The sequence below is a fragment of the Flavobacterium sp. KH_001 genome (assembly GCF_057840745.1).
In genome coordinates this window covers 3,268,408-3,280,873 of the sequence record NZ_CM174520.1, presented here as the reverse complement: position 1 = coordinate 3,280,873, position 12,466 = coordinate 3,268,408, and the positions used below count along the sequence as shown (strand labels likewise).

Sequence of the window (12,466 nt, the reverse complement as noted above, 5' to 3'; positions counted from 1 at the left end):
TTTTAACAAAGATATGTTATATTCATAAAAAAACCATCAACTTTAGGTTGATGGTTTTCATTTATAGTAATAAGTAATTATTTAATACTTTCAATATTTACAACTTCATTTACCTCAGCTTTATAATCAACTCCGGCAAATTCAAATCCAAATAAATTTAAGAAATCATTTCTGTATCCTGCTAAATCTCCAATAGCCGGCAATGTTTCAGTTGTAGCTTCTTCCCAAAGTTTAGCCACTTTTGCCTGAACGTCATCACGCATTTCCCAGTCGTCTATTCTGATTCTGCCTTTTTCATCAACAGGAACAGGTGATCCAGTATATAATCTTTCTTGAAACAAACGCTGAATTTGCTCGATACAACCTTCGTGAATCCCTTCTTCTTTCATAATTTTATATAAAAGAGAAATATATAATGGAATTACCGGAATAGCAGAACTAGCCTGAGTCACTAAAGCTTTATTTACAGAAACATAAGCTTGTCCTCCGATAGATTTTAAACTATCAGTAATAGAGAAAGCAGTAGCTTCTAAATGATCTTTCGCACGTCCGATTGTACCTTTACGGTAAACCGCTTCAGTTAATGATGGTCCGATATAAGAATAAGCAACTGTTGTAGCGCCTTCAGCCAATAAATTCTCCTCTTTTAACGCATCCATCCACATAGCCCAGTCTTCACCACCCATTACAGCTACAGTGTTTTCAATATCCTCTTCATTTGCAGGAGCTATAGAAACTTCAGTTACATTTCCGGTATGAAAATCTACCGTTTTATTTGTAAAAGTTTGCCCAATTGGTTTTAAAGTCGAGCGATGCAATACGCCAGTATTAGGGTTTGTACGCACTGGTGAAGCCAAACTGTAAATAACTAAATCTACCTGACCTAAATCAGCTTTGATTAAATCTAATGTTTGTCTTTTTATTTCATTTGAAAAAGCATCTCCATTGATACTTTTGGCATATAGACCCGCTTTGTGAGCTTCAGCTTCAAAAGCTGCAGAATTATACCATCCTGGAGAAGCCGTTTTTCCTTCAACTGGTGGTTTTTCAAAAAATACACCAATAGTTGCAGCATCAGATCCAAAAGCACTTGTGATTCTTGAAGCTAATCCAAAACCTGTTGAAGCTCCAATTACCAATACTTTTTTTGCTCCGGCAATTGCACCTTTTGATTTTATATATTCTATTTGATTTTTAACATTTTGCTCGGCTCCTTTTGGGTGGGCTGTCAAGCAAATAAAGCCTCTCATTCTAGGTTCTATAATCATATTTTTATTATTTATTCGTTCATTTGCTACTCATTAAAGTGAGGTAAATGATTAGCTTATTTACGTTTAGTGAATTCGTTTTTAGATGACAAATATAAAGTATTTCTTTAGTTCAACAAGGCTTTGGCATGATTTAAAGCCGAATCTGAGACAACTGCTCCAGATAACATCTGAGCAATTTCGATAACTCTTTCGTCCTGAGACAGAAGCTTTAATTCTGACTGTGTATCATCGCCAACCGTAGACTTGAATACTTTGAAGTGCGAATCGCCTTTTGCCGCTATTTGAGGTAAATGAGTAATAGCGAAAATTTGCATATTGTTACTCATTTCTTTCATTATTTCTCCCATTCTGATTGCAATTTCTCCGGAAACTCCTGTATCTATTTCGTCAAAAATTAAAGTTGGTAATTTTGAATATTGAGCCAGGATCGCTTTTACAGCCAACATTATACGCGACATCTCTCCTCCTGAAGCTACTTTTTTCAATAATCCAAAGTCAGTTCCTTTATTGGCAGAGAATAAAAATTGTAATTCGTCTTTTCCGTTTTGGAAATACGTTTCTGACGGTAAAAGTTCTATATTAAAACGAACGTTTGGCATTCCTAATGTTTCTAAAATTGAAATCAATTTATTTGATAATACAGGAATTGCATTTGCTCTATTTTGATGAATTTCAGCTGAAAAAGCATCTAATTCCTGAACTTTTTGTTCTATTGAATTTGTTAATAAAGTAATTTCTTCTTCTATATTTCCTAATTCAATAACAGCGTTTTCTAAATTGGCCTGAATTTGAAGTAATTCATCAACAGAAATTACCTGATGTTTCTTCTGTAAATTATAAATCAATTGCAATTTCTGATTTGTAAGTTCCAGTTTTTCAGGATCATTTAGTAATTTCTCCGAAACGTTTTGCAGATCTCTTGAAACATCATCAAATTCAATTGCAACGCTCGTTACTCTTTCAAATAAATTTTGATATTCTACAGAAAATGGGGCAATTTTTTGAAGTGATGCTTTTATTTCATTTAGATTATGAAAAACTCCAAACTGCTCTTCATTTGCAATAACCAAAGACTTGTCTATTGCTTCTTTTATAACTTCGACGTTATTTAATTTCTCAAACTCAGCTTCTAGCTCTTCTTGCTCGCCAGATTTTAATTTAGCAGCAATCAATTCGTTCAACAAAAAAGTATTATATTCCTGTTCTTTTCCTGAATCGCTTTGCTTTTTCAGTAAAGCATTTAATTTTGATCTATCTGATTTGTAAGCCTTCAATAACTTTTGGTATGAGGCTATCACATCAAAATTATTAGCAATAGCATCAATTATTTTAAACTGAACTGTTTCATCTGATAACTCCTGGGTTTGCTGTTGCGAGTGAATATCAATCAAAAACAAACTTAAATCTTGTAATTCCTGAAGGTTCACCGGGCTATCATTGATAAAAGCACGAGATTTCCCTGAAGGCAAAATTTCACGTCTTATAATAGTATCATCTTCATAATCAATGTCATTTGCTTCAAAAAATTCTTTTAAATTATATTTAGAAATTTCAAACTGTGCCTCTATAATACATTTCTCCTCTTTGTTTTTTAAAGAAGTCAAATCGGCTCTTTTTCCCAAAACCAAACCCAGAGCACCTAAAATAATAGATTTCCCAGCTCCGGTTTCACCTGTAATTATAGAAAAGCCTTTTGAAAAATCTATTGATAATTTTTCAATCAGAGCATAGTTTTTAATTGACAGCGAAGTAATCATAGGATAAAAAAGGAATTATAGAAGTTAATAAAGTAGTAAATGAAAATCAATTAATATTTAATTTGCGACCATTTGGTAGAATTCAGAGGCGACACTTTATTCAAAACATCAGACAAATCAGTCACTGTAATACTTGGGCCACCTGAAAAGATAGAAACAATCTCATCTGATTTTGCATCAAAAAATACCCGAGTTAAAAAGGCATTTGGTTTAACCGAGTTAAATTTCCCTATAAGTAGTATTGAAGATTTAATTCTTTCTTTTGCACCTTTTAAATCGTCGCTCATCTTATCTAAACCACTATGATACAAAAAGGTAACCTGACGCAAATCACTATACATTGGCGAAATCATATCTGTTATTAAATAATAACGATTCTGAATTCCATCGGCTTGACTCCATCCCTTATATCCGCCTTGCTGTGCAACATTTGCAATGTTTTGAGCCGTTTCAAGATATTGATTTCCAGCTCCCATTTGAAACGAATCTGCATCCATACCTAAAATTAAATAACTGTAAAAAGAAACAACAGATACTAAATTTGACTCAAAAGTGGTAGGATTAAACAACAAAGGCTCATATTCCGTGTAACGAAAACTAAAATCTTTGTCGTTAAAATTGAATATAGGTGACGAATAAGTTGAATTAAAAATCAATCTGGAAGATTGTACCTGAATTGTTCCGGAAAACTGGTCAGAATTATTTGATGACAAGGTGATATACATTGAACAATTGATACGTTCATTTTGTTTTAGCACCGACCCTGTCCAATCTGTTTTATTTACAAATTCAGATAAGGATGTCTGGAGTGTTTTAAAAACCTGTTGGTTAGGATTTGGCAGCCTTTCAGTATTAATAGTTACGGTACAATTTAGCTGTTGTGCTTGTGTCAAGCCAAAAATTAAAAATACTAAAAGAGTAACTATTTTTTTCATAGAAAAATACTATTTGACTTGGCGTAAATATAAAAACACTAATACTTATTCTGAGACCTTAAAATAATTACAATTTTGCAAAATGCGAAATCACCTTATTTAAAATATCAACTGCAACTGATTCTTTTGATTTTAATTCCATTGGTTCAATTTTAAAATCCTTATCAATAAAAGTAACTTTATTGGTTTCTTTTTTAAAACCTGCCCCTTCATCTTGTAAAGAATTAAGAACAATCAAATCTAAGTTTTTTTTCTGAATTTTCAGCTTAGCATTTTCAATTTCATTTTCAGTTTCCAAAGCAAATCCAATTAAAAGCTGCTCTTTTTTAATTGCTCCCAAAGATGCTAAAATATCTTTTGTCTTTTCAAGCTCAATTATGAATTCATCTGCAGCCTTTTTAATTTTCTGAGAAGCAACAACTTTAGGCCTATAATCAGCAACCGCCGCTGCCGCAATAGCAACATCAACCTGATTATAACAAGAATGACATGCGTCGTACATTTCCTGGGCCGAAACTACATTAACAACTTCAATTAAACTATTTTTTACTTTAAAATGGGTTGGACCCGCAACTAAAATTACTTGTGCACCTAATTTTGCAGCTTCATTAGCTATATCAAAACCCATTTTCCCAGAGGAATGGTTTCCGATAAAACGCACAGGATCTATCGCTTCGTATGTTGGTCCCGCAGTAATAAGTATTTTTTTTCCTTTAAGTGGTAATTTACTTTCTAAATCGGCTTCAAGAAAAGCAATAATATTTTCCGGTTCAGCCATTCTTCCTTCTCCTGACAAACCGCTGGCAAGCTCACCACTTTCTGCCGGAATCATTACGTTTCCAAACTGCTTTAAGGCTGCAAAACTAGATAAAGTTGAAGGATGTTTATACATGTCCAAATCCATTGCGGGAGCAAAATAAACAGGACATTTAGCTGATAAATAAGTTGCTATAAGAAGATTATCACAGTTTCCTGTAGCCATCTTAGATAATGTATTAGCAGTTGCCGGAGCAATTAACATTAAATCAGCCCAAAGACCTAATTCAACATGATTGTTCCAAACCGCATCTTCATCATCCTGATTAAAAAAAGTAGAGTGTACAGGATTTTTTGATAACGTTGATAACGTAAGTGGAGTTACAAAATCCTTAGAAGCAGGTGTCATTATCACTTGGATATGTGCACCTGCTTTTATAAAGAGTCGTACTAATGAGGCTGTTTTATAGGCTGCAATTCCACCAGAAACTCCTAGTAAAATTTTCTTCCCGTTTAAAACTGACATTATACTATATTATTTGTTTGAACCTCTGTGGTAAGTTTTTCCGTCTAACCATTCCTGAACAGCTAAAGCGTGTGGTTTTGGTAATTTTTCGTAAAATTTAGAAACTTCAATTTGTTCTTTATTTTCAAAAACTTCTTCAAGACTGTCATTATAAGTAGCAAACTCTTCTAATTTCTCAGTTAATTCCTTTTTTATTTCAGAATTAATTTGATTTGCTCTTTTAGCCATAATGGTAATTGCTTCATACACATTTCCTGTTGGCTCTTCAATAACAGTTTTATTATATGTTATTGTATTTACAGGAGCATTCGTCTTTTTTAAATCCATGACTTTATTTATTTAGTAAATTTTTGTAAATCTGTTTCAACTCTGGCGTACATTTCGTCTGCCTCTTTTTTATATTTTGTGTCGCTTTTGAACTTTAATAAGTTATTATAAGCCACTTTAGCTACATTTAAACGCTCTTCCATTTTTGAAGGAATACTGTTTATCGCTAATTTATATGCCGAATCGTATTTGTAGAACAATGCATCTTCTTTAAAAGGTGTTCCGGGGAAATCAGCAATAAAATTATCAAAAGCTATTAATGCAGATTTGTAATCTGAAATAGTATTATATCCTTTAGCATTTTCATATGCCTTTTTCTCTAATTTACCATTCAAAATTTTCACCGCTTCGTTAGCCTGAGCAATGTATTCTGAATTTGGATAATTATCAATAAACGCTTGTAATTTCTCTAAAGCTTTTACTGTATCAGTCTGGTCTAAACTATAAACCGGAGCTAATTTTGAATAACTATATGCACCTAAAAACGCAGCTTCTTGTACTTTTTCACTACGAGGATAGCCTGAAACAAAACTTTCAAACTGATAACCAGCTAAATAATATTGTTTTGTTTTGTAATAGGATTGTGAAAACATATAAAAAAGTTTTTCAGCCTGAGGTTTACCTCTATATGATGGTGCTAATTGTTCAAAAAGTCGAATTGCTTTATTGTACTTTCCAGCGTCATACATTTTTGTTGCCATTTCAAATTTTGCCGCAACATCTTCATTTTTCAAAGCTTTTTGGTAATCACTACAAGAACAAAAAAGGACAACAACAATTAATAGAGATACTATTTTTTTCATTTTCTTACTTTTATTATGATTTCTTAGACAATTATGCCAAAGCAAAATCACACCGAAGTTCCGGTGGCAAATTTAGTTATTAATTTAGCTACTACAAAATATTTTTTGGTATAATAAAATACCGGCAAATTTACTCTACTTTAATACTGCTTTTAACAAATTTGTTTAATCTTTCTGCCAATGAATCATCAACAGCTACCAAAGGTAAACGCACTGTATTATCAGCAATACCAAGGGCTTGAAACACTTGTTTGATTCCAGCTGGGTTTCCTTGTTCAAAAATCATATCAATACAATCTGATAAAAAGTACTGCGTTTTAAAAGCTTCACTTACTTTTTTATTCAGACCCAAACGGATCATTTCTGAAAATTCTTTTGGAAATCCCTGTCCAATAACTGAGATCACCCCAGCTCCACCAGCTAAAACAATTGGTAAAGCGATCATGTCATCGCCAGAAATCACAAGAAAATCTTTTGGTGCATTTTTTATTAATTGCATAGCCTGAGCCATATCGCCGGCAGCTTCTTTTATTGCTACAACATTACTAAAATCATTAGCCAGACGAACTACCGTTGCAGGCAGCATATTGCTAGATGTTCTGCCAGGAACATTGTATAAAATTACCGGAATTGGTGAAGCTTCAGAAATAGCTTTAAAATGCTGATAAATTCCTTCCTGCGTTGGTTTATTATAATAGGGAGAAACAGAAAGGATAGCCTCAAAAGCAGAAAAATCTCCCGTCTTTAATTCCTCAACAATCTGCATTGTATTATTACCACCAACACCAAGAACTAAAGGCAATCTTCCCTTGTTAGTATCAATTACTGTTTTTATAACTAATTCTTTCTCGGCTTGTGTTAAGGTAGCGTTTTCAGCTGTTGTTCCCATAACAACAAGATATTCAACTCCTCCATCAATCGAAAAATTAACGATGCGTTGTAAAGCTTCGATATCAACTGAAAAGTCTTTTTTAAATGGAGTTACAAGCGCAACACCAGTTCCTATTAATGATTGCATATTCTATTTATAATTTATTTTATACTTTTTAAATACTTAAACAATTCGGAAACGAATAGTTTATAATTTTCCATTTCGGTATCAATCATCCATCGATTTAATGTTTTATCGACCGAAGAAAATCCTACCTTAAACTTCGCTTTTGATTTACTTGTTGTCATCATTAAAATCGGTTTTTCGATTTCATAGTAACTAATCAAAAGGTCAAATTCTGAATCAGTAAATTCACTTAGAAATTCTTCAGTAAACTCTCCCTTCCAATTGATCTGTTTTTTACCAAAAGTAGGTCTCGAATATGTTTTTTCCTTTTTTAATTTACCTCTATATGCAACAATTTTTATGTTTTCAGAGACAATCCCTTGTAGGATCAGTTCTTTAACCAATTCCTTTGAATGACGAAATTCACTTTCATCTATCAGCAGACCAATTGTTTGCACATTACTAGTAAACACTTCGTTTTTTACAATATGCAGGTTATTTTTTAATGATTTTTTTACAAAAAATTCCTTTATATAATTTAAAAACATAGTATTTTTACCAATTACAAAATTAATTATTTAAGTCGCATTTAAGATGGTAAAACTAAAAAAGTATAACGGATTTTTAAAACTTTTTGTTATATTCTTAACACTTTTTTTTATATTTTCCTGCAGTCAGAAAAATTATAATCTAACGAAGATAGAAGGAAAACAGCTTCCGGTAACAGAAAAAGCAAATGAAACTCCTGAAATTGAAAACTTCATCAAACCATATCGCGATCATATTAATAAGGATTTAGACAGTATTTTGGCTTATTGTCCAGAAACTTTGGATAAAAGCACCGGAAAATGGCAAACTACCATTGGAAGTTTAATGGCCGATGTTTGTTTACAAAGGGGGAATTTAGTTTTTAAGGCGCGTGAGAAGAAAGACATCGATTTATGTTTATTGAATCATGGAGGAATCCGTGCTATATTACCAAAAGGAAATGTAACGACGAGAACAGCTTATGAAATTATGCCTTTTGAAAACAGTTTGATTGTTCTTGCATTAAGCGGTAATCAAATTCTTGAAATTGCCAGCTATATTATTAAGGAGAAAAAACCACAACCTCTAGCCGGAATGACTTTTACGATATCAAAAGAAAATACAGCGAAAAACATTCTGATTCAGGGAAAACCTATTGATGTTAGTAAAACTTATTATGTGGTTACAAATGATTATTTGGCCAATGGCGGTGATAACATGAGTTTCTTTCTAAAAGCTACTGCTAAATTTGACCTCAATTACAAAATCAGAAACGTGTTAATTGATTATTTTAAAGAAGTTGATACTATTCCGGTTAAAAATGATGTTCGAATTACAGTTGAATAAAACATTACGAGACAAAAATTAAAATTACTGCGCTTACGCAAAAAAAACATACAATGAAAAGAAGAGAATTTATCGAGAAAACAGCCGCAAGTACTGCCCTATTGAGCTTAGGTTTGTCATTAAGCAGTTTTGAATCTAACGATATTAAGCACTTAACTATTTTACACACTAATGATGTTCACAGCCACATAGATCCTTTTCCGGCTGATGATCCTCGTAATGCAAATAAAGGCGGTGTGTCTCGAAGAGCAGCTCTTATAGAAACTATCCGTAAGGAAAATCCAAATGTACTTCTGTTAGATGCAGGTGATATTTTTCAGGGAACTCCGTATTTTAATTATTACGGCGGCGAGCTTGAATTTAAGCTAATGAGTATGATGAAATACGATGCGTCTACCATAGGAAATCATGATTTTGACAATGGTCTTGATGGTTTGCATGCACAAATGCCTCATGCCACTTTTGAATTTATCAATTCAAATTATGATTTTAAAAATACCGTAATGAATGGCCTTGTAAAACCTTATAAAATCTTCAATAAAAACGGAATTAAAGTTGGCGTTTTTGGGTTAGGAATTGAACTTGATGGTTTGGTTGACAAGAAAATGTACAAAGAAACCGTCTATAATGATCCTGTAGAAATTGCACAAGATATGACGCAAAGACTAAAAAAGGAAGAGAAATGCGATCTAGTAGTTTGTCTTTCTCACTTAGGCTATAATTATAAAAATGACGAATCTAAAATTTGTGATTTGAAATTGGCTGAATTAACACAAGATATTGATTTAATTATTGGTGGGCATACGCATACGTTTTTGGACAAACCAACTATTGTGAAAAATAAGGCCGGCGAAAATGTATTGGTTAATCAGGTTGGTTGTTATGGAATAAACTTAGGCCGTATCGATTTTTATTTTGACAAAAATAAAGCTCACACCAATCAGGGAAAATCAATCATTGTATAATACTTTTCTTTGCCCTTTTGATCTTTCGAGAAAATATTCGGCCATAAAATAGTAGGCTAGAATTTGTGTTACATCACGAATCAAAACCAGCACGACAGAGTGCGAAAAGTATTCATTGAAAATATAAAATATATCTGAAAATATATAACAAACTGCCATTAAAGACATTATTAGGGCAATATGTGTACCTTTTACGATATAACGCACAAAACAGAAATAACTCATAATACTAAGAACAATACCGTAAATAGTATAGAGTGCATTGTACTTTTTCATATTATCTGACTGCAGACTTAAAACCGAAACGAGCAAATAAACTATAAAAATTACTACTATTGATACCGGCAGAATGTCTTTTTTACTTAATTTAACTTTCTCTCGCTCTACTATGAAAATTTTTAAGAGAAGCAGATAAACTACCAAAAAACTTAAAACTGCACCAATTTCAGAAACCTCAACATCCATCAAATCAAATACCTGACCTACAAAACAAAATAGAAATATAAAGGCTTCTGTCTTTCCTAACTTAGATTCATTGCTTATAAAAAAATAAAAGAATATTGCTGGCAATACTACTGCTTTTGCATAGATTGCCAGAAAATCCTGCTCTGTCCAATCAAAAATAATGGTCAGCAGCAACGCCAGAAAATACAAAATCAACGACGGTTTATTCGCTTTCATTCAGTTTAGTTATAAAATCTTCCTCAGATAATATCGGAATATTTAATTTATTCGCTTTTTCTAATTTGGCAGGCCCCATATTATCTCCTGCGACCACAAAATCAGTTTTTGCAGAAATGGAGCTTCCAACTTTCCCTCCATTATCTTCAATTGTTTTCTTTAATTCATCTCTCGAAAACTGAGCAAATACTCCTGACACAACAAAAGTTTTTCCGATGAATTTTTCTGTAGCATTGGGATTGATTTTTTCTACTATTTCAAATTGAACTCCATAACTTTTTAGGCGTTCAATTATTTTTTGATTTTCTTCATTCTCAAAAAACTCAATTACACTTTTTGCAATTCGTTCTCCAATTTCATCAACTAAAATTAGTTCCATTAAGGATGCCTGACTTAGTGCATCAATATTTTTATAATGCTTCGCTAGTTTTTTAGCAACTGTTTCTCCAACAAAACGAATTCCCAGTGCAAACAAAACACTTTCAAATGGAATCTCTTTTGATTTCGCAACGCCATTTACCAGATTCTCAGCTGATTTTTGTGCCATCCTTTCTAAAGGTAAGATATCTTCAACCTTTAATTCATATAAATCAGCATAATTATGAACTAAACCGTTGTTGAATAATAATGCAACTGTTTCACCTCCAAGACCTTCAATATCCATTGCTTTTCTTGAAATATAGTGTTGGATTCGTCCAATAATCTGAGGAGGACAGCCATAGAAATTCGGGCAATAATGGTTTGCTTCACCTTCTGAACGAACTAGTTCTGTCTGACATTCCGGGCAATGGGTTATATATTCTGTTTTTACTGAATTTTCAGGACGCTGTTCTAGATCGACAGCAATAATTTTTGGAATAATTTCTCCTCCTTTTTCAACAAAAACAGTATCGTTTATTCTGATATCTAACTTCTCAATTTGATCTGCATTGTGCAAGGAAGCTCTTTTTACGATCGTTCCGGCTAATTGTACCGGTTCCAGATTTGCAACCGGAGTAATTGCTCCCGTACGTCCTACCTGATACGAAATTGATTTTAATTTAGTCGAAACCTGTTCTGACTTAAATTTATAGGCAATCGCCCAACGTGGTGATTTTGCAGTATATCCTAATTCTTGCTGATGCTGAATACTGTTTACTTTAATAACTACACCATCTGTTTCATATGGCAATTTATGGCGATGAACATCCCAATAATCAATGAAGTCAAAAACTTCCTGCATATTTTTAACAAGTTTCGCTTCATTTGGAACCTTAAATCCCCAATTTCTAGCAGACTCTAATCCTTCTATTTGAGACGAAAAAGGTAATTTACCACTTGTTACAGAATATAATAAACATTCTAATGGACGTTTTGCAACCTCAGCACTGTCTTGTAATTTTAAACTTCCAGAAGCCGTATTTCTAGGATTTGAATATGGTGTTTCTCCAATCTCAATTAATTCCTGATTCATTTTTTCGAAACCTTTTAAAGGCAGAATAATTTCACCACGGATATCAAATTTATCCGGATAATTTCCTTTTAGCTTTAATGGAATCGATTTTATCGTTTTGATATTATTTGTAACCTCATCTCCCTGGAATCCATCTCCTCTGGTTAATGCCTGAGTTAGTTTTCCATTTTCATAAGTAATACTAATAGAAGCACCATCATACTTTAATTCGCAGGTGTACTCTAATTTAACATTCCCTAAAACTTTCTGAATTCGGTTTTCCCAATCCAATAGATCTTCTTTGGAGTAAGAATTATCCAAAGAATACATACGATATTGATGGGCAATAGTTTTAAAATTCTTGGTAACAGCTCCACCTACACGTTGCGTAGGAGAATGTTCATCAAAAAACTCAGGATTTTTTTCTTCCAGATCCTGAAGCTGTTTTAACTTAATATCGAAATCATAATCTGAAATTGTGGCATTATCTAGCACATAATAATTGTAGTTGTGCTGATTAAGTTCTTCGCGTAAAGCCTGAATTGTTTCTTGAATACTCATAAAATATTAAAATGATGCGGATTGTAATGTTGAATAACTGAATATCAAAATTAGAATTATTTTCGCTGAAAAACATCAAAA

General features: G+C 32.7%; 12 protein-coding genes. 2 read left to right on the top strand and 10 right to left on the bottom strand.

Annotation, left to right across the window (positions count from 1 at the left end; all coding sequences use genetic code 11):
• Positions 1-77 precede the first annotated feature (77 nt).
• The 8 genes from fabV to AC3ITQ_RS14155 all read right to left on the bottom strand — a co-directional run bounded on the left by fabV (position 78) and on the right by AC3ITQ_RS14155 (position 7,920).
• Positions 78-1,268, bottom strand: a complete 1,191-nt coding sequence (gene fabV / locus AC3ITQ_RS14190; protein WP_489234836.1) for an enoyl-ACP reductase FabV — start codon at positions 1,266-1,268, stop codon at positions 78-80.
• Positions 1,269-1,375: 107 nt separating this feature from the next.
• A complete protein-coding gene (gene recN / locus AC3ITQ_RS14185; protein ID WP_489234835.1) occupies positions 1,376-3,028 on the bottom strand; it encodes a DNA repair protein RecN in 1,653 nt (550 codons plus the stop codon).
• A 50-nt stretch (positions 3,029-3,078) separates the two neighbouring features.
• On the bottom strand, positions 3,079-3,963 hold the full coding sequence (gene porD / locus AC3ITQ_RS14180) for a type IX secretion system protein PorD (protein ID WP_375033078.1): 885 nt from the start codon (positions 3,961-3,963) through the stop codon (positions 3,079-3,081).
• A 67-nt stretch (positions 3,964-4,030) separates the two neighbouring features.
• Positions 4,031-5,245, bottom strand: coding sequence for a bifunctional phosphopantothenoylcysteine decarboxylase/phosphopantothenate--cysteine ligase CoaBC (gene coaBC / locus AC3ITQ_RS14175; protein WP_489234834.1), 1,215 nt, complete (start codon positions 5,243-5,245; stop codon positions 4,031-4,033).
• Positions 5,246-5,254: 9 nt separating this feature from the next.
• The gene (locus AC3ITQ_RS14170) at positions 5,255-5,572 is read right to left on the bottom strand and encodes a DNA-directed RNA polymerase subunit omega (protein WP_007807938.1); all 318 of its coding nucleotides are present in this window, start codon (positions 5,570-5,572) and stop codon (positions 5,255-5,257) included.
• Between the two features lie 8 nt (positions 5,573-5,580).
• Positions 5,581-6,375, bottom strand: a complete 795-nt coding sequence (locus AC3ITQ_RS14165; RefSeq protein ID WP_489234833.1) for an outer membrane protein assembly factor BamD — start codon at positions 6,373-6,375, stop codon at positions 5,581-5,583.
• A gap of 130 nt (positions 6,376-6,505) precedes the next feature.
• Entirely contained in the window at positions 6,506-7,393 is an 888-nt protein-coding gene (dapA, locus tag AC3ITQ_RS14160; protein WP_489234832.1) for a 4-hydroxy-tetrahydrodipicolinate synthase, read from the bottom strand.
• A gap of 14 nt (positions 7,394-7,407) precedes the next feature.
• A complete protein-coding gene (locus AC3ITQ_RS14155) occupies positions 7,408-7,920 on the bottom strand; it encodes a DUF6913 domain-containing protein (RefSeq protein WP_489234831.1) in 513 nt (170 codons plus the stop codon).
• 46 nt (positions 7,921-7,966) lie between these two features.
• Here AC3ITQ_RS14155 and AC3ITQ_RS14150 point away from each other — a divergent pair, with 46 nt between their 5' ends.
• Both AC3ITQ_RS14150 and AC3ITQ_RS14145 read left to right on the top strand, forming a co-directional pair.
• On the top strand, positions 7,967-8,746 hold the full coding sequence (locus AC3ITQ_RS14150; RefSeq protein ID WP_489234830.1) for a 5'-nucleotidase C-terminal domain-containing protein: 780 nt from the start codon (positions 7,967-7,969) through the stop codon (positions 8,744-8,746).
• Positions 8,747-8,799: 53 nt separating this feature from the next.
• Positions 8,800-9,711, top strand: coding sequence for a bifunctional metallophosphatase/5'-nucleotidase (locus tag AC3ITQ_RS14145; RefSeq protein ID WP_375033084.1), 912 nt, complete (start codon positions 8,800-8,802; stop codon positions 9,709-9,711).
• On the opposite strand, the gene AC3ITQ_RS14140 is transcribed toward AC3ITQ_RS14145, so the two are convergent.
• Both AC3ITQ_RS14140 and ligA read right to left on the bottom strand, forming a co-directional pair.
• Positions 9,697-10,392 (bottom strand): lysoplasmalogenase family protein, encoded by a 696-nt coding sequence (locus AC3ITQ_RS14140; RefSeq protein ID WP_489234829.1) that lies wholly within the window; start codon positions 10,390-10,392, stop codon positions 9,697-9,699. The genes AC3ITQ_RS14145 and AC3ITQ_RS14140 overlap by 15 nt on opposite strands.
• The gene (ligA, locus tag AC3ITQ_RS14135) at positions 10,379-12,385 is read right to left on the bottom strand and encodes an NAD-dependent DNA ligase LigA (protein WP_489234828.1); all 2,007 of its coding nucleotides are present in this window, start codon (positions 12,383-12,385) and stop codon (positions 10,379-10,381) included. The genes AC3ITQ_RS14140 and ligA overlap by 14 nt, the downstream gene beginning before the upstream one ends.
• Between the last annotated feature and the right edge of the window lie 81 nt (positions 12,386-12,466).